Source organism: Pseudovibrio sp. SCP20, from assembly GCF_057774105.1.
Genome location: NZ_JBYMDH010000001.1, coordinates 768,400 through 791,754, shown reverse-complemented (window position 1 = coordinate 791,754; position 23,355 = coordinate 768,400). Strand labels below are relative to the sequence as shown.

At 51.2% G+C, this 23,355-nt stretch carries 25 protein-coding genes and 1 tRNA gene; 5 read left to right on the top strand and 21 right to left on the bottom strand.

Annotation, left to right across the window (positions count from 1 at the left end; genetic code table 11):
* Window positions 1–55 precede the first annotated feature (55 nt).
* The 3 genes from AC3CB2_RS03685 (at window position 56) to AC3CB2_RS03675 (ending at window position 1,971) form a co-directional block, all read left to right on the top strand.
* Complete coding sequence (locus AC3CB2_RS03685; RefSeq protein ID WP_352930779.1) at window positions 56–1,333, top strand: MFS transporter; 1,278 nt, start codon at window positions 56–58, stop codon at window positions 1,331–1,333.
* Window positions 1,334–1,479: 146 nt separating this feature from the next.
* Window positions 1,480–1,555, top strand: a tRNA-Val gene (locus AC3CB2_RS03680).
* Between the two features lie 233 nt (window positions 1,556–1,788).
* Window positions 1,789–1,971, top strand: coding sequence for a hypothetical protein (locus AC3CB2_RS03675; RefSeq protein WP_352930780.1), 183 nt, complete (start codon window positions 1,789–1,791; stop codon window positions 1,969–1,971).
* A gap of 96 nt (window positions 1,972–2,067) precedes the next feature.
* Here the strand turns inward: AC3CB2_RS03675 and trpB are convergent, their stop codons facing one another.
* The 8 genes from trpB to AC3CB2_RS03635 form a co-directional block, all read right to left on the bottom strand.
* A complete protein-coding gene (gene trpB / locus AC3CB2_RS03670) occupies window positions 2,068–3,285 on the bottom strand; it encodes a tryptophan synthase subunit beta (RefSeq protein ID WP_352930781.1) in 1,218 nt (405 codons plus the stop codon).
* A 705-nt stretch (window positions 3,286–3,990) separates the two neighbouring features.
* Window positions 3,991–5,574 (bottom strand): ABC transporter substrate-binding protein, encoded by a 1,584-nt coding sequence (locus AC3CB2_RS03665; RefSeq protein WP_008551774.1) that lies wholly within the window; start codon window positions 5,572–5,574, stop codon window positions 3,991–3,993.
* A gap of 428 nt (window positions 5,575–6,002) precedes the next feature.
* Entirely contained in the window at window positions 6,003–6,830 is an 828-nt protein-coding gene (locus AC3CB2_RS03660; protein WP_008551751.1) for a dipeptide ABC transporter ATP-binding protein, read from the bottom strand.
* Window positions 6,830–7,672, bottom strand: coding sequence for an ABC transporter ATP-binding protein (locus AC3CB2_RS03655; RefSeq protein ID WP_008552065.1), 843 nt, complete (start codon window positions 7,670–7,672; stop codon window positions 6,830–6,832). The genes AC3CB2_RS03660 and AC3CB2_RS03655 overlap by 1 nt, the downstream gene beginning before the upstream one ends.
* A 2-nt stretch (window positions 7,673–7,674) precedes the next feature.
* On the bottom strand, window positions 7,675–8,574 hold the full coding sequence (locus AC3CB2_RS03650; protein ID WP_014285264.1) for an ABC transporter permease subunit: 900 nt from the start codon (window positions 8,572–8,574) through the stop codon (window positions 7,675–7,677).
* 3 nt (window positions 8,575–8,577) lie between these two features.
* Window positions 8,578–9,588 carry an ABC transporter permease subunit gene (locus AC3CB2_RS03645; RefSeq protein WP_037037896.1) on the bottom strand — a complete coding sequence of 337 codons (1,011 nt, stop codon included), beginning with the start codon at window positions 9,586–9,588 and terminating at the stop codon, window positions 8,578–8,580.
* A 127-nt stretch (window positions 9,589–9,715) separates the two neighbouring features.
* Complete coding sequence (locus AC3CB2_RS03640) at window positions 9,716–11,305, bottom strand: ABC transporter substrate-binding protein (protein WP_008551800.1); 1,590 nt, start codon at window positions 11,303–11,305, stop codon at window positions 9,716–9,718.
* Window positions 11,306–11,890: 585 nt separating this feature from the next.
* Window positions 11,891–12,334 carry a MerR family transcriptional regulator gene (locus AC3CB2_RS03635; RefSeq protein WP_014285261.1) on the bottom strand — a complete coding sequence of 148 codons (444 nt, stop codon included), beginning with the start codon at window positions 12,332–12,334 and terminating at the stop codon, window positions 11,891–11,893.
* Between the two features lie 457 nt (window positions 12,335–12,791).
* Here AC3CB2_RS03635 and AC3CB2_RS03630 point away from each other — a divergent pair, with 457 nt between their 5' ends.
* Together AC3CB2_RS03630 and AC3CB2_RS03625 are read left to right on the top strand one after the other, a co-directional pair.
* Window positions 12,792–13,004, top strand: a complete 213-nt coding sequence (locus AC3CB2_RS03630) for a SlyX family protein (protein ID WP_008551763.1) — start codon at window positions 12,792–12,794, stop codon at window positions 13,002–13,004.
* Between the two features lie 263 nt (window positions 13,005–13,267).
* The gene (locus AC3CB2_RS03625) at window positions 13,268–13,948 is read left to right on the top strand and encodes a GntR family transcriptional regulator (RefSeq protein ID WP_008551859.1); all 681 of its coding nucleotides are present in this window, start codon (window positions 13,268–13,270) and stop codon (window positions 13,946–13,948) included.
* Between the two features lie 49 nt (window positions 13,949–13,997).
* On the opposite strand, the gene AC3CB2_RS03620 is transcribed toward AC3CB2_RS03625, so the two are convergent.
* From AC3CB2_RS03620 to flgK, 13 genes are all read right to left on the bottom strand, one after another.
* A complete protein-coding gene (locus AC3CB2_RS03620) occupies window positions 13,998–14,384 on the bottom strand; it encodes a hypothetical protein (RefSeq protein WP_352930786.1) in 387 nt (128 codons plus the stop codon).
* A complete protein-coding gene (locus AC3CB2_RS03615) occupies window positions 14,356–14,847 on the bottom strand; it encodes a flagellar basal body-associated FliL family protein (RefSeq protein WP_014285260.1) in 492 nt (163 codons plus the stop codon). Before AC3CB2_RS03615 ends, AC3CB2_RS03620 begins: the two co-directional genes overlap by 29 nt.
* Window positions 14,848–14,853: 6 nt before the next feature.
* Window positions 14,854–15,306: a hypothetical protein gene (locus AC3CB2_RS03610; RefSeq protein ID WP_352930788.1), complete on the bottom strand. Its 453-nt coding sequence runs from the start codon at window positions 15,304–15,306 to the stop codon at window positions 14,854–14,856.
* Window positions 15,307–15,789, bottom strand: a complete 483-nt coding sequence (locus AC3CB2_RS03605) for a rod-binding protein (RefSeq protein ID WP_008551927.1) — start codon at window positions 15,787–15,789, stop codon at window positions 15,307–15,309.
* Between the two features lie 61 nt (window positions 15,790–15,850).
* Window positions 15,851–16,255 carry a hypothetical protein gene (locus tag AC3CB2_RS03600; protein ID WP_352930790.1) on the bottom strand — a complete coding sequence of 135 codons (405 nt, stop codon included), beginning with the start codon at window positions 16,253–16,255 and terminating at the stop codon, window positions 15,851–15,853.
* Window positions 16,256–16,258: 3 nt separating this feature from the next.
* Complete coding sequence (locus tag AC3CB2_RS03595) at window positions 16,259–17,014, bottom strand: flagellar biosynthetic protein FliR (RefSeq protein ID WP_037037899.1); 756 nt, start codon at window positions 17,012–17,014, stop codon at window positions 16,259–16,261.
* Complete coding sequence (gene flhA / locus AC3CB2_RS03590; RefSeq protein ID WP_008551884.1) at window positions 17,011–19,092, bottom strand: flagellar biosynthesis protein FlhA; 2,082 nt, start codon at window positions 19,090–19,092, stop codon at window positions 17,011–17,013. The genes AC3CB2_RS03595 and flhA overlap by 4 nt, the downstream gene beginning before the upstream one ends.
* A gap of 145 nt (window positions 19,093–19,237) precedes the next feature.
* Window positions 19,238–19,504 carry a flagellar biosynthesis protein FliQ gene (gene fliQ, locus AC3CB2_RS03585; protein WP_008552027.1) on the bottom strand — a complete coding sequence of 89 codons (267 nt, stop codon included), beginning with the start codon at window positions 19,502–19,504 and terminating at the stop codon, window positions 19,238–19,240.
* A 23-nt stretch (window positions 19,505–19,527) separates the two neighbouring features.
* Window positions 19,528–19,986 carry a flagellar hook assembly protein FlgD gene (flgD, locus tag AC3CB2_RS03580; RefSeq protein WP_014285254.1) on the bottom strand — a complete coding sequence of 153 codons (459 nt, stop codon included), beginning with the start codon at window positions 19,984–19,986 and terminating at the stop codon, window positions 19,528–19,530.
* A gap of 11 nt (window positions 19,987–19,997) precedes the next feature.
* Window positions 19,998–20,450, bottom strand: coding sequence for a flagellar biosynthesis repressor FlbT (locus tag AC3CB2_RS03575; protein WP_352930793.1), 453 nt, complete (start codon window positions 20,448–20,450; stop codon window positions 19,998–20,000).
* A 14-nt stretch (window positions 20,451–20,464) separates the two neighbouring features.
* The gene (gene flaF, locus AC3CB2_RS03570) at window positions 20,465–20,812 is read right to left on the bottom strand and encodes a flagellar biosynthesis regulator FlaF (protein ID WP_352930795.1); all 348 of its coding nucleotides are present in this window, start codon (window positions 20,810–20,812) and stop codon (window positions 20,465–20,467) included.
* Between the two features lie 39 nt (window positions 20,813–20,851).
* A complete protein-coding gene (locus AC3CB2_RS03565; protein ID WP_352930797.1) occupies window positions 20,852–21,913 on the bottom strand; it encodes a flagellar hook-associated family protein in 1,062 nt (353 codons plus the stop codon).
* Window positions 21,914–21,915: 2 nt separating this feature from the next.
* The gene (gene flgK, locus AC3CB2_RS03560) at window positions 21,916–23,355 is read right to left on the bottom strand and encodes a flagellar hook-associated protein FlgK (RefSeq protein WP_352930799.1); all 1,440 of its coding nucleotides are present in this window, start codon (window positions 23,353–23,355) and stop codon (window positions 21,916–21,918) included.

Sequence of the window (23,355 nt, the reverse complement as noted above, 5' to 3'; positions counted from 1 at the left end):
TAAATGAAATCAACACAGGAACACCGCGTCAGGACAGGCGCTGGTCTATTGCTGCATGGTAAAAGCTTCACTTGTTTCGTTGTTTGCGATCATTCTTGCCAGTGCTCTTGCACAGTTGGCGAGCTCTGCTTTGTTGACGAGCCTGCCGCTTCAGATCGCCAGTATCGGAGGTTCTGCCTCACAGGCTGGCCTTGTGGCGGGTGCCTATTCGCTTGGCTTTATGGCCGGGTGCATGCGCGGTGTGCGGATGATCAACCGCATCGGTCACATCCGGGCCTTTGCTGGTGCAGCTGGTTTGACTGCCTTGTTGGTTCTCCTTTTCAAGAACTCTGAGAGCATCATTTTCTGGACTGTTCTGCGCTTCTTTATGGGTGCTGCCTTTGCCATGTTGTTTGCAACGGCGGATGCTTGGTTGAACGAGACCGTGAAAGATGAAGTCCGTGGCCGTGTTCTTTCCGTAAATTCCATTGTGATTGGTGCAATGGCTATTCTCTCACAGATTTTCGTTGCCCATTACACTGAGGTTCCTTTGCAGATGCTGGAGCTGTTGAGCGCCATTTTGCTGGCGGCTGTGGTTCTGCTGTGCATGACGCGTTCTGTGCCTCCGCGGACTTACAAGTCCAAGCGTGTGAAGTTTCGTGAGATCTGGACGCAGTCTCCTGTTGCGGTCCTGGGTGCGTTTGCTTCCGGTGCGATTGTGACAAGCCTTTTGACTATTGTGCCATTTTCCCTTTCCAAAGCTGGTGTTGGTGGCAGCACAACGGCTCTCATGATTGCTATGCTTTACATTGGGCGTCTGATGTTCCAGTGGCCGTTTGGCTCCCTTGCTGACCGTATGGATCGCAGATGGCTGATCCTTGGTTCCTCCACACTGATCACTGCAATCATGGTGACCTTCCTGCTTGCTGATCCGTTTACCGGCTGGAACTCTGGTTTCCTGCGCAATTATCACCTACTGACCATGCTGGGTCTGGTGCTGGCTGTTCTTGGTGGTCTCGCCTTCCCGCTGCAATCGATCTGCGTGGCGCACGCATTTGAACGGAAACCGGAGAGTAGTGTTGCGCTGTCGACTTACCTGCTCTTTATCTGGGCAGCTGGCAGTGTGGCTGGTCCTACGCTTATCAGTATCCTTGCCCCTATCCTTGGCTCCAAGACGCCTGACTTCATCCTGATCAGCCTGAGTGGTTCGCTGGCGCTGTTTACAGCCTACCGGCTTTATGTGGCCAAGCTGTTCATGTTCCGCCGGCCATCCCGCAAGCCTTTGCTGATTGTGAGCAACATGCCTTATGCGAATTACCACCAAGCTCAACCCTCTGATAAATATAAGCAATAGGAGACCGGTCTGGATGCGCCGTACCCATCACGACGATATATCTGAGATATTTTGAATTCTTTTGGGAAAAGTTTCTGAGGGGGCTTGCGAGAACCCGGCAAAGGGCCTAAACACCTCATCACGCCACACGGCGTACCACCCTACGGGGGCGATTAGCTCAGTTGGTAGAGCGCTTCGTTTACACCGAAGATGTCGGGAGTTCGAGTCTCTCATCGCCCACCATTCCTCTTCCAGAGGACTTCAAGTCTCCCGAATATTCGCAGAGGCTTTTTTATTTTCTCACAGCTTTTACCTTGTAGGATTAATCCCCTACCCCATATTGGCTCAATGGGAGTTAAAGCACTTTGCAAACACTTCACTGGTTGCAAAGCGTTGTAACGCCTTGTTTTGAAGCAAGTCATCTTTCTAAAATGAGCTTCACTCCTTTGGGCAGTTATTCAGTCGGGATCACGCATATGAACCGAATTTTCTTGTTTATCGGCAAAACCTTTGCAGCCTCTGTGATGCTGTTCTTTTTCATCGTTGTATTCCAGACTGTCATGTATGGCGGTCCGGCACGGGATGTTGCAGCGTTTATCTCTGGCGCAGGTGGTGTTTCTTACACCTCTTATATGGCGATCCGAAACAGGAATGTGTGACGGGCACACCTTCGCTTTGAAAAAGGGAGCCTGAGCTCCCTTTATGCATCTTGCTCTTACACTTCACTCCCCCATCCAACGGGGCAATGGCGTGCCTTACATCTTCAGATCTTCGCCTGTGCCGAAGTTATCAGCCACATAATCCAGATCCTTATCACCACGACCGGACAGGTTCACGAGGATCGTTTCACCCGGACATTCCTTGGCCAGCTTGATGGCGTAGGCGACAGCGTGGGAGCTTTCCAGCGCTGGAATGATGCCCTCATAGCGGGATAGCGCCCAGAATGCCTGCAGGGTTTCGTCATCCGTTGCAGAGCCGTAGTGCACCTTGCCGATGTCGTGCAGGTAGGAATGTTCAGGACCAACGCCCGGATAATCCAGACCAGATGCAATTGAGTGAACTGGTGCCGGATTGCCTTCTGCATCTTCCAGAACGCGGCACTTGAAGCCATGAAGCATGCCCGGCTTGCCGAATGTCATGGTTGCTGCGTGCCGACCAAGCTCAGGGCCCTTGCCCATTGGCTCAACGCCATGGAGTTTGACAGACTTGTCCTGAATGAAGCCGGAGAACAGGCCCATGGCGTTTGAACCACCGCCAACACAGGCCACTGCGTGATCTGGCAGGTTGCCGGTCATTTCCGTGAACTGCTCCCGCGCCTCGATCCCGACGATCTGCTGGAAGTCGCGGACCATGCGTGGGAATGGATGCGGGCCAACCACAGAGCCGATTGCGAACAGCGCCTCATCTGCCTGCTCCAAATAGGAGGTGAAAGCTGAGTCCACGGCCTCTTTTAGCGTACGGCCACCGAAGCCAACCGGGACAAGCTTTGCGCCAAGCAGCTGCATACGGACCACGTTTGGGTGCTCTTTTTCGATATCCACTTCCCCCATGTGGATTTCACATTCCAGCTCGAAGTAGGCCGCTGCGGTTGCCAGTGCCACGCCGTGCTGCCCCGCCCCAGTCTCCGCAATGAGCTTCTTTTTGCCCATGTGCTTGGCCAGCAGTGCCTCTGCCATGCAGTGGTTGAGCTTGTGAGCACCGGAGTGGTTGAGGTCTTCACGCTTCAGATAGATGTTTGCGCCGGAGCCAATGCGATTGGACAGGTTGCGAGCGTGAGAAACTGGCGTTGGACGCCCCTGAAAATGTTTGCGGATGTAACGCAGCTCATTGATGTAGGAGGCATCGCCTGAGATTTTGTCATAGGCTTTGGCAATCTCTTCGAACTGAGGTACCAGCTCAGGCGGCAGGAATGCACCACCGTATTCTCCGAAGTAGCCTTCTTTGTTTGGAAACTCTTTTAAGTAATTGTCCATCTGCTCACGCTCTCCCAGCCCATTGATTATATGTGTAGGGATGATGCTACTTTAAGCTGCGTGGGCCGATCCATCTGGCAATTGGAACTAGTCACTGATTTCTTGACAAATAAACAAGCACTTAAAGCACCGCATGGCATCCCATGCAGTGGTGAAGCTGGAGTTCCCGAGTTGATCGGGATGAGCAAGGCGGCAGGCAATACCTGCGCTACTTATTGAAACTAATTCTTCGGCATTGGCTACTCGCCTTGCCCGGGCTTTCTTTTGATGAACAACATCGCCTCTTTTGCCTATAAGGCACGATAGCCGGTTTCCCGGAAAGACAGTGGCTTATCCAGTCAGGTTTCCCTACTCAAACAGTCCCTCCGTCTCTGACAGACACATTTGCAAAAGCAAGTCCCCTTGCCGGTGCTCGTGTCCCCGTCACCGCGTGATACCCTATATTCCTGGGCCCTTCCCCTCAAACCATGCGGCCACGTTTGAAGTTCGGTTCACCGGACCACCGAAAGCTGCGTTACCTCTTCCAATAGCCCCGCCCAGCCTACGACACACTGACGGTCGCTCCGCCAGCAGCCCGTTACGTAGGCATGGGTTTAGTATGGGCATGACTTCAAGCAAGGGGGATAAGTTTTTCAACTCCCGTATACCCAAACAAAAAAGCCCCGGCACAAGGCCGGGGCTTTTCGTAGATCAGAGAGCTCTGAATTACTTCAGGCCAACACCGTAGAAGATGTGACCGCCGAATGGGTCAATCTTGTAGTTGTCTACCTTTACGGAGACTGGCTCAGATACAACTGAGTGAGCGATGGTTGCCCATGGAGCTTCACGCTTGAAGACCACCTGTGCCTGCTCATAAAGCTTGGTACGCTCAGCGATATCTGAAGTCAGCTTCGCTTTAGAAATCAGGTCCTGGAACTCAGCATTACACCACTGAGCACGGTTGGAACCGCCAACGCCTTCACAGCTCAAAAGAGCAGCAAGGAAGTTGTCTGGGTCACCATTGTCACCGGTCCAGCCGAGAAGAACAGCACCGTCACGATCTTCTTCCTTAGAGCGCTTCAGGTACTCACCCCACTCGTAGGAAACGATCTCAACTTCTACACCGACCTCAGCAAAGTCGGACTGAATAACTTCAGCCATACGACGTGCGTTCGGGTTGTAAGGACGCTGAACTGGCATTGCCCAGATCTTCATCTTGAGATCTTTAACGCCTTCTGCTGCCAGAGCAGCTTTTGCAGCTTCCACGTCATAAACATCATCTTCGATAGAATCGTTGTATGACCAGATTGTTGGTGGAAGTGGGTTTTTAGCAACCTTACCAGCACTCTGGAAGACTGCGTCGATGATCGCATCCTTATTCATTGCTGCGTTCAGAGCACGGCGAACTTTTGGATTATCAAATGGCGCAACTTTGGTGTTGTAAGCCAGATAACCAACGTTCAGGCCTTCCTGCTGCATCAGGTTGATCGCAGGATCTTCCTTCATTGCTTCAATATCAGCTGGGTTCGGGAATGGCATTACATGACATTCGCCTGCTTTCAGCTTCTGATAGCGAACAGATGCATCCGGAGTGATTGCGAAGACCAGATTGTCGATTGGCGCTTTGCCTGCCCAGTAGTCTGGGTGAGCTTTATAGCGGATCATCGCATCTTTCTGGTAACCAACCATCTGGAATGGGCCAGTGCCGACCGGGTTCTGGTCGAATGCATCCTTGTTGTCCATCATGTTGTCTGCATATTCAGCAGAATGGATGGAAGCAAAGTCCATTGCCAGGTTTGCAAGCATTGGTGCTTCTGGACGCTTCAGCACGAACTTAACTGTGTAATCATCAACACGTTCGATTTTTTCGATCAGGTTCGCCAGATCCATGTAACCGAAGTACTCATAGGTACCGCCGGATACCAGATGGTACGGATGATCTTTTTTGCCCTGACGCTCAAAGGAGAAGATCACATCGTCTGCATTGAAGTCGCGGGTTGGAGTGAAGTTCTTTGTGGTGTGGAACTTTACGCCTTTGCGAAGATAGAAGGTGTATTCCTTACCGTCTTCGGAAACTTCCCATTTTTCAGCCAGAGCTGGAACGATGTTGGTGCCGCCACGCTCAAATTCGATCAGACGGTTGAACATCTGACGGGAAGACGCGTCGAATGTTGTACCAGCTGTGTAGAGAGCTGGTGTGAAGCCCTCAGGAGAACCTTCTGAGCAGTATACAAGCGTCTTTGCCATGCTTGGTGCAGCAAACGCCAATGTCGCAGCAAACACACTGCCCATAAGAATTGATTTTTTCATTTCTCGTGTCCCCAATCACCTAAAGTGAATGCAAAAGCTTAGGCCTTTGATCATTTTGTCGAAGCTGCTTGATGCAGTTCTTCTCATAGGATTTTGCAGTGCCATGCCGCAGGCTCACCTCAAGCCTACGAACTTCCCCACCAGGAGAAAGCCGAGTTCAGAGTGTTATCGGGAAGAAATAGCGCGGATAGAGCACAACATTGAGCCTCCCCTCCGCTGCGTTGTGTCCTCCCCAGCACACCCCATACGCAACAGCTGCAAACGGGAGTACCTTATACGTAATTGTCGGTAAAATCTCCTCTTAATTGCGTATTTTTCAAAGAATTTGTTTCAACATTGCACTGAATGGGGAAAATCGTTAATGAAATGACAAAGCGGCAGCTCCCTCTTGGGAACCGCCGCTTTGTATATTAAATTGCTAACTTAGCTTACTGAGAAGCAGCCAGTCGCGCCTTGATGTGCGCGATGTCCGCCTGAGGCGTCGCGTTAAAGAGTGTACGGGTATACTCATGCTGAGGATTTCCAAACACTTCGTCGCGGGTGCCGTACTCAACCACCTCACCAAAGTACATCACCATCACCTTGTCTGCGATGTAGCGCACCACGGACAGATCGTGAGAAATGAACAGGTAAGTGAGGTTAAATTCGTCCTGCAGATCCGCCAGCAAGTTCAGGATTTGCGCCTGAACGGACAGATCCAACGCTGAAACTGGCTCATCGAGGATGAGCAGTGACGGATTAAGCACCAGAGCACGTCCAATGGCGACGCGCTGACGCTGACCACCGGAGAACATGTGCGGGTAGCGGCTGTAGTGCTCCGGACCAAGGCCAACCTTAACCAGCATCTCCATCGCTTTGTCGCGACGCTCTGCCGGTGTCATGTCGGTGTTGATCATGAGCGGCTCAGTGAGCACGTCCCCAATGCGCTGACGCGGGTTCAAAGAACCGTATGGGTTCTGGAACACGATCTGCACTTTGGAGCGCATGTCCTTGGACAGCTTTTCCTTGGAAATATCGATTGGCTTGCCTTCGATGAGGAGCTCACCTTCGGTTGCCGGATCGATCAGGGTCAGGATACGGGCGAGTGTGGATTTACCACAGCCGGATTCCCCAACCACAGCAAGGGTCTTGCCGCGTTCCAGAGAGAAGCTGATGCCCTTCAGCGCACGGTTGACGTGCTCTTTGCCGAAGAGGCCTTCTTTGGTCCGGTACTCACGCACCAGATTACGTGCTTCGAGGATGATATCGCCAGCCATTAGGATGCACCTCCATCACCAAGGTGGAAATCAGACACCGTTGGCAGACGATCTCCTGTCGCATTTTCCGGAAGCGCTGACAACAGAGCTTTGGTGTATGCGTTTTTCGGGCTTTCGAAGAGAGACAAGACATCAGCCTCTTCCATCTTCTTGCCCTTGTACTGCACAATCACGCGGTCCGCAGTTTCTGCCACCACAGCCATATCGTGAGTGATCATGATCAGGCCCATGCCGCTTTCGTGCTGAAGGTCCAAAAGAAGATCAAGGATCTGCTTCTGGATGGTCACGTCAAGCGCAGTGGTTGGCTCATCCGCGATCAGCAGTTTTGGCTTACAGGCAATTGCCATAGCGATCATGACGCGCTGACACTGACCACCGGACATCTGGTGCGGATACTTTTTCAGAGCCTTTGCCGGCTCTGGCATCCCAACAGATTCCAGAAGTTCGATCGCACGTGCTTTGCGCTCGCCGCGGCTCATGCTGGTGTGCTCTTTCAGAGTCTCATCGATCTGAGAGCCCACGGTGAAGCATGGGTTGAGGCTGGCAATTGGCTCCTGGAAGATCATGGAAATGTCTTTACCAATGATCTCACGGCGCTGTTTTGCAGACATGGTCAGAAGGTCGTAGCCTTCAAACTCCAGCTTATCGGCCCACAGGTGACCATTATTTGCCAAAAGGCCCATCACAGCAAGCATGGCGACGGATTTACCGGAGCCACTCTCGCCCACAACGGCAAGCACTTCGCCTGCCTCGATGGAATAACTCACACCATCCAGAGCACGAAAACGCCCATCGACTGTGTCGAATTCAACTGTGAGGTTTTCAATTTCAAGAAGGGCCATGATCAGCTCCTCTTCAGCTTAGGATCGAGTGCGTCACGCAGACCATCACCGATCAGGTTGATCGCCAGCACGGTAGACAGGATCGCAAGACCCGGGAAGGTCACGACCCATGGCGCACGCAGGATGAACTCACGGGATTCAGCAAGCATAGTGCCCCACTCCGGATCCGGAGCCTGCGCACCCATGCCGAGGAAGCCGAGAGCTGCAGCATCGAGGATCGCGGTGGAGAAGGACAGCGCAGCCTGAACGATGAGCGGTGCCATGCAGTTTGGCAGCACGGTCACGAACATCAGACGCAGAGTGCCAACACCGGACACGCGTGCGGCCATCACATACTCGCGGCTCATCTCGGACATCACAGATGCACGGGTCAGACGCACGTAGTATGGCTGCTGAACAATCGCGATCGCGATCATCGCGTTGATGAGCGATGGACCGAGGATTGCAACAAGCACCAGAGCCAGCAGCAAGGATGGGAACGCCAGGATGATGTCCATGATGCGCATGATGATGGTATCAATCCAACCACCAAACGTACCAGCCACAAGACCGAGGCAGACGCCAACAACGAGCGCTACAGAAACAACCACCACACCGATGAACAGCGAGAACTGGCTGCCGTAGATCAGACGGGACAGCAGGTCACGTCCAACAGCGTCGGTGCCGAGAATGTAGGACCAGTCCCCACCTTCCTGCCATGCAGGCGGCAGCAGCAGCGCATCGCGGTACTGCTCGATTGGTGAGTGTGGTGCGATGACCACGGCGCCAAGTGCGATAATCACAAGCGCGACAAAGAAGATCAGACCCGCAACAGCCCCTTTGTTGGTGCGGAAATGTCTCCAGAAGTTGACGATAAGTTCAAACCGGGTATCCGGCGCGGAATTTTGTGTCACGTCAGCCATGATTTACTCCGTATGCCGAATTTTCGGATTAATCAGACCATACATCAGGTCCACAATCAGGTTCACGATCATGACGATTGCAGCAATCATCAAGAGACCGCCCTGAACGACCGGGTAGTCACGGCGGAAAATACTATCAACCATCCACTTGCCGATGCCTGGCCATGAGAAGATGCTCTCAGTCAGGATCGCACCGGCGAACAGAACGCCGATCTGAAGGCCGATGATGGTGATCACAGGGATCAATGCATTACGCAGTGCATGAATGCCAATAACGCGGAAGTTGGACAGACCTTTTGCACGCGCGGTACGCACATAATCTTCATCCAGAACCTCCAGCATGGCAGATCGTGTCTGACGAGCGATCACAGCCAGTGGAATTGTGCCAAGAACGACTGTGGGAAGAATCAGGTGGCTCACCGCGGATGCGAATGCACCTGGCTCATCAGCCAGCAACGTGTCGATCAACATGAAGCCGGTGACAGGCTCAATCCAGTAGAGCAGCGAGATACGTCCTGATACCGGCGTCCATCCCAAAATGCCGGAGAAGAAGATGATCAGCAGCAGGCCCCACCAGAAGATTGGCATGGAATACCCAACCAGAGCTGTTGTCATCACGGTGTGGTCCAAAGTCTTACCGCGTTTAACTGCCGCGATAATACCTGCAGGAAGACCAACAACCACGGCGAAGATAATCGCACAGATGGAGAGCTCTACGGTTGCCGGGAACAGGGTCATAAACTCCTGAAGAACCGGCTGTTTTGTGACGATAGATACGCCAAGGTCGCCCTGGAACAAATTGCCCAGATAAGAAAGATACTGTTCCCAGACCGGTTTATCATAACCGAACTGGACCATCAGCTCGTTGTAACGCTCAGGACTGACACCGCGCTCGCCAGCCAGAAGCAAAATTGGATCGCCTGGAAGCAGGCGAATGAAGAAGAACGAGGTCAATGTAACCCCGATAAAAGTCGGGACGAGCAAACCCAGTTTTTTAAATATGAGACGAAGCATACTTCAGTCACACCAATCAGAGGATTGTTTATCCGCAGGAAACCACCTGCGGTATGGAAGACTTTTCCAAAAAAGTATCCCGGCGAATACATCGCCGGGATACAAATTGTCCAGCGGAAAATTATTTCTACTTCAGATCTACACCATAGAAGTAATGACCGCCGAGGGGGTCAATCTTGTAGTTTTCAACACGAACACTAATAGGCTCAGAGACGAGAGAATGCGCAATAGTTGCCCAAGGCGCTTCACGCTTGAATACTACCTGAGCTTCTTCATAAAGTCTCGTGCGTTCATCTACGTCAGATACCTGTTTCGCTTTTTCAACGAGTTCATTAAATTCATCGTTACACCACTGTGCACGATTTGAGCCACCCACAGCGTCACAGGACAGAAGTACTGCGAGGAAGTTGTCCGGATCACCGTTGTCACCGGTCCAGCCCAGCAGAACTGCGCCGTCACGCTTCTCGTCAGCAGACCGCTTAAGATACTCACCCCATTCGTAGGTCACGATCTCGACGTCAACACCGACTTTTGCGAAGTCAGCCTGAAGGAGCTCAGCCATACGGCGTGCGTTCGGGTTGTAAGGACGCTGTACAGGCATTGCCCAGATCTTCATTTCCAGATCTGTGACACCTTCAGCTTCCAGCGCTGCTTTTGCAGCTTCCGGATCATATGGATCATCAACAACTTCATTGTTGTAGGACCACATGGTCGGCGGGATCGGGTTCTTCGCAACCTGCCCCACACCCTGGAACACTGCATCCAGAATGGCCTGTTTGTTAATCGCCATGTTCAGCGCTTTACGCACTTTAGGATTATCGAACGGTGCCTGCTGGGTGTTGTAGGCCAGATAACCAACATTCAGACCTTCCTGCTGCAGGAGGGTGATGTTTGGATCTTTGGACATTGCTTCCAGATCAGCCGGGTTTGGATAAGCCATGACATGACATTCGCCAGCGGCAAGTTTCTGGTAGCGTACGGATGCGTCCGGAGTGATTGCAAACACCAGATTGTCCAGTGGGGCTTTGCCTCTCCAATAATCCGGGTTCGCTTTATAGCGGATCAAAGCGTCTTTCTGATAAGCAACCAGCTGGAAAGGACCAGTGCCAACAGGCTTCTGATCGAAGGTTTCCTTGCTGTTCAGCATCGCGTCTGCGTACTCAGCTGACTGAATGGAAGCAAAGCCCATCGCCAGGTTTGCGATCATTGGTGCTTCTGGACGGGTCAGCTTGAACTTGACGGTGTAGTCGTCAACTTTTTCGATGCTGTCGATCAGATCAGGCATGTCCATCGCGTTGAAGTACTCGTAAGTACCACCGGACACATTATGATACGGATTGTCTTTGTTGTCCTGACGGTCGAATGAAAAAATTACATCATCAGCGTTGAAGTCGCGCGTTGGTGTGAACCACTTTGTGGTGTGGAACTTGACACCTTTGCGAAGGTGGAAGGTGTATTCCTTGCCATCGTCGGAGACTTCCCAGCTTTCTGCCAGTGCCGGAACAATTTCGGTTGTACCAGGCTTGAACTCTACCAGCTTGTTGTAGATCTGACGCGAGCTTGCATCAAATGTGGTCCCTGCGGTGTAGAGAGACGGTGTAAAGCCTTCCGGAGACCCTTCAGAGCAGTACACGAGAGTTTTTGCCATTACAGGACCAGCCACAACTGCTGCTGCGAACAGGCTACCACCAAGCAAGAGGCTTTTCTTCAAGGACATCAGTGTTCTCATTCCGTTATTTTTGCTTGTTCCAGTTGTTCTTCACTACTGCTTATTGCTGCAGTTTCTTCAGGGATCTTTGCCGTGAGGGACTATTCAGGCAGCGGGAGGATGGAAGACCGTTTTCTCAACGCAAAGGTGCACACGCATGACTGCGAGGACGAGCATCCTTCGGGCTTTTCGATTTCGGCTTGCACGTAATTCCGCGACGAGATTACTCACTCATAGCTCAAACCAAATCACCGACACCGCACAAGTATGTGCGATTAATTCTTCGACAGATGATTTTAGAGCATTAAGTTTCGTTTCTGACTTCGGAAATAATTAAAAATTTCAGAAGCACTGTCTAATCGGTACGACTACCTAGAACTGCATCTTCAGGTTGTTTTATTCCTTCTTACTTACCTGAAATTACATAGGTATTCTTACCACATATTCGCGAGGAGGTAATTATACTTTAGAATCGGAGACGAATATTTATACAGTTTTTACACAATACTATCAGGAGCTTATACGACTACGGGCCTGCAGACACACGTAAAGCGTGTCACACAAGCCTGTAATTCCAACAGTTTTGGGCTGAGTTTATTCTTCTGTAAGCTTGGCCATACACTCGTCATGTATGGACTGGATCTCAGAAATAGTCACTTCCAATGCATCTTTTCTTGCACTGAGCTCCTTGAGGACTTCCCCTGTTCGCGAAGCGAGGTATTCAAGCTGCTGACGGTGCCCTTCCCCGTGCTGACCATAGAGGTCGAGGAAGTGCTTGATCTCGGAGAGTGAGGAACCGATGGCTTTCCCGCGCAGGATTAGCGCCAGACGCGCCCTGTCCTTGCGGTTATAGATGCGTACGCCATTCACACGCTGAGGAGAGATGAGCCCCTTGCTTTCATAAAAGCGAATGGAGCGGGTCGAGATCTCGAATTCTTCAGCCAGATCACCAATGCCGAACAGTTCCTGATCAGAGCGACCGCTGGCTTTTTCCGCTTCCTCAAGAGGGTTTCGCGTTTCTTCTCTTTTGACAGACATGCATCCCCCTTATCGAGAAAGTCCAATTGACGTTACCTAACGTCCTCGTAAAGCCTCACCAGTGTGATTACACTCTATCACTAAACTGTCAGCAGGTTTACCACTTCTCGTTATCTTCCTAATCTTTACCTATAGGATAACCATCAGAAATTACCATAAATTGCAATTAGCCAGATAGGTAATATTGCGAAAAATCGAAACCGCTTTGTAAAAAAGCACGGGATAAACCCACAGGAGATGCCATAGAACTTCATTAAGCTGCGCATTTTTGAATTTTAATTGCGCAGCCGCAATTGCTTCACTTGACAATTTGGGTCATTTGGAAGACCTCTGCCGCTACGACGCCTACTGAAGCTGCTTGCCTTTGGCTTAGGTTGTTTCAGTGACATGTACATGTATGCGTAGCTTCCGTCTTAACGCGGAAGACTGCAGGCGAAGGCACGTTCTAGGATAAGTTATGACTAAGAGTCTTGAGGAACGGATCGACGATCTGGAAGTGCATATCGCACATCAGAACGAGACGATCGAAACGCTCAATGATGTGGTTTCCAATCAGGCACAGGTGATCGACCGACTCGTTTCAGCAATGGGACAGATGAAAGACCACCTGCTTGATATTCAGGAGTTGGTTGAACAAGCACCAGCCAACCAGAAACCTCCACATTACTGAGCAAACAGGGCTTTCCTAAACCAAGAGGAAACTATTTTCCTGCTGAACATCAGCAAAGATAGGTATACTCAGGTAAGGGGAAACCTGATATTAAGAGATGACAGGTCTGCTGTTGCTTGAACGCAGGCCCTTTTTTCGTGGATCACTCAACGTTACGCGAGTGAAGAATACAATTTTCTGTTCCGCCGCCTATAAGGGCTGCCACTGCTGTACTTTTTGCGCAGCACCTGGGAACAAAAAAGCCTGGATGAGAAAGAAACCCAATGGCTATTGAGCAGATTCTGGCGACCCATAAAAAGGAGAGCCTTGCTGATAAAGCTTATCGTCTGATTGAAGAGTTGATCGTCAACCTTGACCTTGCTCCGGGCATGGCCCTGACTGAAGGCGACCTTTGCGAACGGACCGGAATTGGCCGGACCCCAGTGCGCGAAGCCATCAAGCGCCTTTCAACCGAGGGCCTGATCGTCATTCGCCCTCGTAAAGGGCTGTTCGTTTCAGAGATCGAAACCTCCGAGTACGTGCTGGTGCTGGAAACCAGAAAGCCTCTAGAGCAGCTTCTGGTGGCTTCTGCCGTTAAGCGTGCGACACCGGAAGAGCGCGAAGCTCTGCATCAGTGTGCTGAGGAAATCCTCGCACAGGCACGTGCAGGCGATGTGAAGGGCTACCTGCGGGCTGACAAGGTGTTTGATGAAGTGCTCTGCGCTGTGTCCCGTAACCCGTTTACAGCACGCGCTGTGGCTCCTCTGCAGACTATGAGCCGCCGGGCATGGAGCGCCTTCCGCGGTGCTGAGAAGCTCGAAGATTCTGCTATTCGTCACCACAAGCTGGCTGAAGCCTTGGCAAACAACGATGCTGAGAAGGCTGAAGCTGCAACTGTTGAGATGATGGATCACCTGACCAACTTTGCAGTGAAGCAGGCAGAAAAGGCTGGCGACAGCGTTTAATCAGATCAGATGACTGAAAAGCAAAAAGCGGAGCACATGCTCCGCTTTTTTATTGCCCACTCTTTGGGGGCGTAAACACATCAATGCGGGCATTTCGCCCACTGGCTCCTAACAGGAGCAGGTACGGTTGATCTCTTTGAATGACCGGTCGCTTTGCACCGTAGATCCCTGAAAGACGTACACGGATCTCACCGTGTGGTGTCTTGCCCTCAAACATGCCCGTGGACACTTGTGAGAGCATGACAGGGGCATAAAGGATCTCATAGGAAGGCGGCGCTGCTGCAGGGCGCATGACCACTACAGCGTTGGCTCTGATATCACGCCCTTCATCCTGGGCATCAACGGCGCCAACGGCCCGGTGCAAAATCTTATACTGGCAATTCATCTGATCAATCGTCGTCGATACATCATGAAGCCGCTGCCTGCTGTGCAGCATTCTCCATGATATTGTCCCTCAAACTCGCAGGCACGTGGAAGGTGAAGTCCTGAATGAGGACGTCCTGCACGATGTCGGTTGCGAAGCGCTCATTGACGCGATCACGAACCTCTTCCGTCAGCTGCTTAAGATCGGACTTCTTCAGCTGAGCGAATTCCTTGTCTGCCTTGCTGTAAATCAGGCGGAAGGCTTCATCGACAATAAATGCATGTGGTGGAACGGCGAGCTTGGCAAGCAGCTCACTATCAACGGTGAAAACAAACTGAGCTACGATGTAACCGTGGATCTTACCGTCTTCTAGCACCGGCACATTGATTGTTGGGGTGCTTTGATAATCCAAGCCTTCCAGATGCGCATTCTTTTGCAGCATCGGATCAAAATCCGTCTTGTAGAGTGCAGTGAAATACGCTGCAACAACCGTTACAAGACAAATCCAAACTCCGGTTACGAGAACTTTCAACATACGCTCTTACCAGCTTCCAACCATTGATTCATAAGTGCCATCGGAATCGTGATCCTTCATGACCTGAGAAAGCATACCTGAGACCTCTTTCACAGCATTCAGCTGGGTAGACAGCAGCTTCATGTTGACTGACAGCTTTTCCTGAAGGTCCTGCAGACGGACAACAATCTCGCTTGGCAGGTTCTCCGGGCCAACGGCTTTACCAGCCATATCCAGATCGAGCATGGCGCGCCCTTTCAGGTACGCACTCTCCTCCAGATCGATATCCCCTTTGCCGACCAGCGCTTCGTTTTCTGCGTTCAGCAGATTGTCTACACGGTCGATGCTTTTGGACAGGGCGATGTAATCCTCAGGCAGGATGTAGGCATCCTTGTCCTCTGATTGCTCGGCATCCTGAACCACCGGCTTTTCTTCATGCAGAACCAGCTCGTTGCGTTCGCTGTCGATCACTTCAGACATTTATGCCTCTTCTTTAGGGAGAGTTGGACGAATGGTATCCGGCAGGAGCATCTCAGCCAGACCGATAGACCCGGATTTGGCCAGCTGGTTGGCGAGCTGCTCAGCCATCAGGCCCTTCCACATGGTACCAGCCGTTCCACCGCCGTAAACAGTTTCCATTTCCTTCGGTAGCATGGACTTCACGAAGGTCTGGAGGATTGCGCTTTCAAGCTTTTCGCCAAGATCAGCATTGTCCAGCTTCTTGGAGTAGCGGTTGGCCATCGAGTTGAGTTGCTCAACACCCTCCTGCCCTTTCGCCTTTGCGCTTTCAGCTTCTGCCATAAATCTAGAGAAACTGCTGGACGCCCAGGACGGCTCAGACACCGGAAGATCTTTTGAAACAACGGCGGGAGCTTTGAGCGCACGGGTAGCTGCTCTCACTTCTGTAGGATCCGCTTGATTAATAACGTCCAGAACAAGGTCGCTGACAGGCTGAATGGCCATAAGCACTCCCATTAGTCACAAGAAGGGCATGTATAGTCGAAAAGACCCTAGTTTCTGAGACTTATCTGGACCTGACCTTACTGATATCTGCGTGCAGCTCTGCAATCTCCTGAAGCAGCTTCTTTTCTTCAGTCCGGTGATAAGAGACCAGCGCCTTGTCGTGATGCTTCTCGGTCATGTTGGTTTGACGCTTCTGATCCAGCAACTTTTCGAGCAACTCACCTTTTTGCTTTTGCTTCAGAGACTTGCTGCGGTTGTTTGCATCAAGGCGTCTGGAGATCGCACGGTTCATCACCTCACGAAGTTCCCCTTCGTGCTGCCCCCAGTGGCTGACCAGCTTCCCCTCCTCTTCATCACAGCGCTGAATTTCATTTTCCAGAACAGCAATGTCGTACTTGATCATTTGCTCTTTCTGTTCCTGAACCTTCATGATGCGACGAAGGCGTGTGACGCGTGCTTTATCCATGGACTACTGCAATACCAACCAGTCTCCCAGACCAGCATAAAACAGGCGCAAAAGCTCTGTGATGATCTGCCAGAGAACAAAGAGACCACCCATCACCACAACAGGCAGCGCAACGAAGTAAACAGGCATCTGCGGCATGAGCCTGTTGGTGAGACCGAGTGTCAGGTTCACAACGATGCCATAGATCAGAAACGGGCTGGTGATGCGCAACGCCAGAAGCAATCCCTGCATGAGCTTGGTCGAAAACTGATCAACTGCGGCTGACGGAACAAAGTCTCCCCCCACCGGTATAGCTTGATAGCTCTCCGCTAACCCGATGAACACATCGGCATGTGCACCGGTGATGAACAACATGGCCGTGGCCGTCAGAGTGATCAGACCCGCCATAGGCGGCAGCTGCTGGAATTCTTCGACGATTGGTGCCGGCTGGTTAAAGCTAGACGCGTTGGCGGCGGCCCCGGCCATCATTTGCAGCATGCCGAAGAAAGCACGCCCAAATGCAGCAATCAGAAAGCCGATCAACAATTCAACGAAGATGATGCGCAGCAGCTCATCCAAAGATGCTGCAGAAATGATTGGCTCCACCAGCACCAGAATGAGCGGTGAGATCGCCAGAGTTGCCGAAATGGCTATGAACAGGCGCACCTGCACCATGACACGAGGTGACGAGAACCCTGGCATGGCCATAAGGCATGCTCCAACGCGGCAGAACACCACGAAGACGCTTAGGATCGCCTCTGGAGCATTTTCTAGGGTCACGAAATTGATCCTAATGCCTCGATATCTACGCCGCGCGCCACTTCCAGATGAGAAAGAATTGGCAGAGCTGGGAACATACGTTCGGTGATCATGCGCACGTACTGGCGCGCTTCAGGCGCAACCACCACAGCAAAACGCTGACCGGAGGAAATGTGCTCACGGATAACCTCAGCACTGTCGCGAGCAAACTCTTCGACCTGCTGTGGCTCCATATCAAACTCGATCACTTCACCATTGGTATCGCGGCGCAGTGCCTGATGGAATGCGAGATCCCAGCGGTTGCCAAGGCGCAGAACCTTCAGGCTGCCATCGCCTGCGATATCACCACAGATCTGCGTTGCCATGCGAATACGCACGTGATCCGCGATTTGTTCCGGACGCCGGGCATGCGGTGCAATCTCAGCAATCGCTTCCATGATCAGGGCCAGATTTCGGATGGAGATACGTTCCGCCAAAAGCAGTTTTAATACAGCTTGCAGGCCAGAGTAAGAAATGTGCTGCGGGCAGATATCATCGATCAGACGGGTGTAGGCTGGATCAAGACGATCCAGCAGCTTACGCATGTCCTTATAGGAAAGCAGCTGGGACAGGTTGTTTCTGATCACTTCAGACAGGTGTGTCAGCACCACGGAAAGGTTATCGACTGTGGTGTAGCCCTGACGCTTTACTTCATGTTCAAATGCAGTCGGGATCCACATGGCCTGCATACCGAATGCTGGCTCACGTGTTTCTGTACCTGGCAATGCTGGTAGTTCACGATTACCACCGATGACCATCAGCTCGCCAACCTTGATATTCTCAGAGGCGACAATGGTGCCGTGGATGCGGAACTCGTAACTCTTCGGCTCCAGATTGAGGTTGTCGGTGACCTTAATCTCCGGAACCACGAAGCCGTATTGTTCAGCAAACTTCTTGCGCATCTTGTTGATGCGGTTGCCGATCTCAGGCTTGGCAGCAAGAAGGCGCGCGGTGAGCTGCTTGCCAAGGCGCATTTCGATTTCAGCAAGTTCAAGGCTGTCCTTGACGGACTCTTTCTTGACTTCTTTTTCCATCTCAACTTTCTGCAGCTCAGCTTTTGCCTGCTCAGCTTTCGCCTCTTCCACCCGCAGTGGAATGATATAGGCCGCAAAGCCGAGCGCGCCGCCGAGCAGAACAAACGGCAGAAATGGAAGGCCTGGCAGCAATGACAGCAGCATGAGCAACAAAGCAGCAACCGCAAGCGCCCGTGGGTAACCTGCCAGCTGGCCAAGAACAGCCTGCTCTGCTGAGCCTCTTGTGCCCCCTTTGGAAACGAGCAGACCCGCTGCTAACGATACGATCAGTGCTGGGATCTGAGAAACGAGACCATCACCGACAGAAAGCTTGGTGAAGACGTCAGCCGCTTCGCCCAGATCCATACCGTAGCGGGTTACACCAATGATGATGCCGCCCAGAACGTTCACAACGGTAATGATGAGGCCAGCGACCGCGTCACCACGCACGAACTTGGACGCACCATCCATAGCACCGAAGAAAGAGCTTTCTTCCTCCAGTTCAGCACGGCGGCGCTGCGCTTCTTTATCGTCAATCATCCCTGCAGACAGGTCAGCATCGATTGCCATCTGCTTGCCCGGGATACCATCCAGAGTAAAACGCGCGCCGACCTCAGCGATACGGCTGGCACCTTTGGTGATCACGAGGAAGTTCACAGTTACGAGAATTGCGAAGACAATCAGACCAATCACGAAGTCGCCGCTCATGACGAACTGCGAGAAGCCGTTGATCACATACCCTGCCGCCAGAGGACCTTCGTGACCGTTCGCCAGTATGACACGGGTTGTCGCAATATTCAGCGCCAACCGGAGCATGGTCGCAATCAATAGAATGGTCGGGAAAGAGGAGAACTCAAGCGGGCGCTGAATCCACAGCGACACCATCAGAATGAGAACGGAAAATGCGACTGAAATTGCAAGGCCGAAGTCGATCATGAACGTCGGCATGGGGAGAAACAGTACAGACAGAATGAAGATAATTCCGACTGCAAATCCAATATCACGTTTGCTGTTTGGAGCAGCAATCCCCGTCACGGTCTGAGACATTCGCACCCTTCAATTCGGCATAAGCATACTGCGGCTACTTAGGCCGAAACATTGAAGAAGGAAGCTTGTGTGAGGGTGGTCTGGAGGGGATCGTGATTGACCTATCCCCTCCTCGCTTGAAGAATAAAAGCTGAAACTGCCGGGATCAGAACCCGTGCTCAATGCGACCGTAGACCATCTCAGTCAGTGAGAAGATCTGTGAACCGATAAATGGTCCGGTCATAGCAATCAAAATAAAGATCACAACAATCTTAGGAATGAACGTGAGTGTCATTTCCTGAATTTGCGTGAGAGCTTGAAACAAGGCGATAATCAAACCAACGAACATGGCGCCCGCAACTGCGGGGCCTGTCGCTGTAATAACAGTCCAAATTGCTGTTCGCACAATATCGAGTGCATCTGCCTCATTCATCGCCGGATGGTCTCACTTCCACCTTAAGCATCAGCTTCAGGCTGAGGATCTGCCTGAGGGCGAGAAATCTCAATACCTGGTACGAGAGCGACTTTTGTGCCGTCTTCCAGTGTCGCAATAGAGCCGTCAGTCAGGATCTGAACTGACTTGATCACACCGGTGGTGGTCTCAGTGCCATCTGCATTTGGCACTTCGACAGTCGCGCCAATCAGATTGTTCGCCTGATTGATAGAATGCTGCTGCAGCATCGCTGTCAGGTGAGTGTTAGTCTTAGTGGACTGTTCTACTGCAGAGAACTGCGCCAGCTGGCCCATATACTCAGCTGTATCAAGCGGATCTGTCGGATCTTGGCTCTTCAGAGACTCCATGAAAAGCATCAGGAACGCATTGTAATCCAAATACGCCTGCTCACTGCCCTGTGGCTTGAAAACAGGCTCGTTGGATGAAGCTCCATTGGCGGATCCTACCGGGTCAACACTCATCTCAATTTCCTTTAGTTCTCGCCCACTGCGCGAGCAAATGGCATAACAACGTTTTCAGACTGTTCGCTTTCGCTCTTCGACTGTTCCTCAGACCAAATAGCCATCTCAACAGCGAAGAGCTTCTTCAGAGTACGAAGAGCGTCGAAGTATCTCTTATCCTTGATCTTCTTTTCGACGATCCCTAGCCCCTCAATAAGCTCAGGATTTTCAACAGCCCTATGGATTGACGCAAGCATCAAGAGAGCACCATGAAGGCTTTCCAGCTCAGTTTTAGGATCGATCAACGCATTCTGAACATAGAAATATAGCTGACGAAGTGGCGTCGTTGTGTCTTCTGGCTGCATGACATAAGCTTCAAGAAGAAAACTTGCGTCATTCAAAAGCTTTACTGACGTCTTTTGCTCGAATGACAAAACAGCGCCATTGATAAATACTTTCTCACCTGCTTTTAGGTGCAAACGCATAAGAGTTCCCTCGCTTAACTTAAACCGTCACGAACAAGTTCATTAATCTCAATCAGGCTCTTGAAATCGTCAGACTTCCCCTCACGGATCAAATCAGCTTGCTTAACACACCAGATCCCGATGGAAATGAGATCTGCACGCAACTCACCGGGAAGCCCATTTTCGGGACTCCCTAAATCACTGATCAGGATGCTCCAGAGGCGATGAACTGAGGTCAATGCCTGCGCTGCTTCGCTCGATGCACTTCCATGCTCGTCTGCGGCCTGCAATTGAGCAACTACCAGAGAAAACAGTTCACGCTCTTGCCCTCTTCTATCTTCAGAAGAATCCTCAAGCGTTTCGGCGTAAGACATTTGATACATTCAGTACTCCAAGAGTGTTTCACTCGTATCCTTAAACACCTACAGATACTTCATAATGTTCAGGTCTTTGATTTTTGCAGTAATAGCGTAAGTCGCCTCAAGCTGAGTCTGAGCAAGACTCAATTCTACTGCTGCGCGGTTTTCATCAATGTTCTCAAGGTCATTGATGCGCATGTTCAAAACGTCTTTTTTGGCGATAATATCTGAGTTGGTGCGCTCAACATTCGTCTTGATCGCACCATTTTGCGCTTCGATAACGATGGTTTTATCGACACCACTGTTCAAACTGTTCACTGCACGATCAGTGATAAACTTCTCAGCCTCAGTATTGAGATTGAGCTTCCCAAACACCGCAACGATAGAGAGCCCTTCGGCCAACTCACCAAATGCCTTTTCATTTGCAGAGCCCGAGCCGGTAGTTGTCACACCATTTTCAATCGTGGACGTCATCTTTTCGTCAGTTGCAGAAGACCAGTGCGTCGTCCAATCCGCGCCAAAGATATCTTTAAACCCTGCACTATCGAGGAAAGTCTCCCAGTCTTTACCAGCAGGATCCCCCTTTGCAGGAATGGACTCTGTTGCAGGATCATCAATGGAATGACCAAAGAATGTTTGGAAAGCTTGTTCAATCTGGACTTCAGGTCCACCTGGTAGACTTTTAAAGTCGTTTACAGGTGCAGTCCCTGTGTTAATCCCACCAAACACATAAACGCCGCTCACATTTGTGTTGAGAGCGTTAGTGAGTTTATCCAGTTCAGTATATGCGAGATTAGAGGCTGTCTTCAGATTGTTGGAGTTGCTCTTCAAAGCAATAAGATCAGAACGGAAGTCAGCATTGCTCTCGTGAATGTTGTCCAACGCAGTGTTCATCACATCAAGTCGTGTAACCAACTGGCGGTTCGTATCCAACTGACTTTCCAGCTGTGAGTACTCTGAACGAAAAGACGTAGAAGCACCAGTTTGCGCTCCTAATGCCAATCCCATGTCAGCGTGTTTCTTTGAAGCATTCTCAATAACGGCTTTATCCAACCGCGCACGCTGTTCAGTCAGATAGTCTGAGAGCCGGATCGAACTAGATAATGTTGATACTGTATAAACCATAGTTACCTCACTGCGCTCAGAAGCTCTTGGAACATTCGATCAACCGCCGTCATCAGTCGTGCAGATGCAGAATAAGCGGTCTCAATCGTCAAGAGGCGCTGCATTTCGGTGTCAATATTCACACCCGTTTTATTGGAGAGCATTTGCGCATTTGAACTGAAAGCCGATGCATCAAGTGTTGATGTTTCCGTCGCGATCTTGCGCTCTGCACTAAACCAACTGACAGTGTTGGATGCGAAATCTTTCAGTGTTGATGTTGGGTTCACGCCTGAGGATGGGTCAAATGTTCGCTCTTGATTTAAAGCCGCTTCGTAGCTCTTTAAAAGGTCAGAATAGCCTGCATTATCGCCGGTGTTGTGTTTGTACGCGGCACCATTGATACCACCGTCACGCAAAAGCTTTACGTCCCCACCAGCTGCAGGATTCACAGCATCATGCACTTTTAAGCGACCAATTAGATCTCCAGTACCGGCAGCAAAAGTAAACAGGCCATCTTGAGGTGCTGTTCCACCTGGCTGTGTCTCTTGAAAGGCATCAACTAATGCTTCTGCAGCTTCATCGAGTTGGGTCTGCATCGTAACAAGAGTATCGTCACGAATTTTCGCATAACCGGCGATCGCACCCCCGGATACCGGCATTGTTGCGCCCGGCCCTGCCACCGCGATCCCATCAACCAAGATGTTCTTGCCGACCTCTCCTGATCCAAGCGACAAAGATGTCTCAAAGGAGACTTCTCTAGCCACCTTCTCAAAAAGTGTCACACCGCTGTCAGTGTAAACTGCGACACCATTGTTTTCCTGATCGAGAACCGTAATGCCGATTTCCTCAGAAAGGACCCGCAGCATTTCATCTCGCTGATCCATAAGGCTGTTCACATCCTGGCCAGCATTTGAACCAGTAACGATTTTACCGTTAACTTCTTCCAAGTCTGAAAGGATGTTATTGATGTTATCGACAGCACGCCCCATTGCTGCATCAGCTTCAAGGCGAGTTTCTTTCAAGGATTCAGAAGATTGCTTTATATCATCAACCAGTGCGGTAGCAGAGTTCACAACCGACTGACCTAATACCTGGTTTGAAGGATCGTTGCCGTATGACACGATCGCTTCACCTAATGTACCAATTCCTGAGGCAATACTCGTACCAAAAGGCACCTGCCCAGATGGATTGAGCTGATCCAGCATATTGGCATAGGAGCCAGATGCAATTGCAGCACTACCAGTCTTCAGAGTTGCCTTGAACGCCGCCTGATTGACCATCCGCGACGCGTGCGAAACATAAACAACAGAGCCAGTGTCACTGACAATATTCTGAACTACCGCCTCCTGACGAGAGTAGCCTGGATTATTGACATTAGCGACGTTGCGCGACGCAATCGCCATCTCAGCAGAGCGTGCTGCAATGGAAGACTGCGCCGTAAGCATTGCGGAGGTAAGTGACAT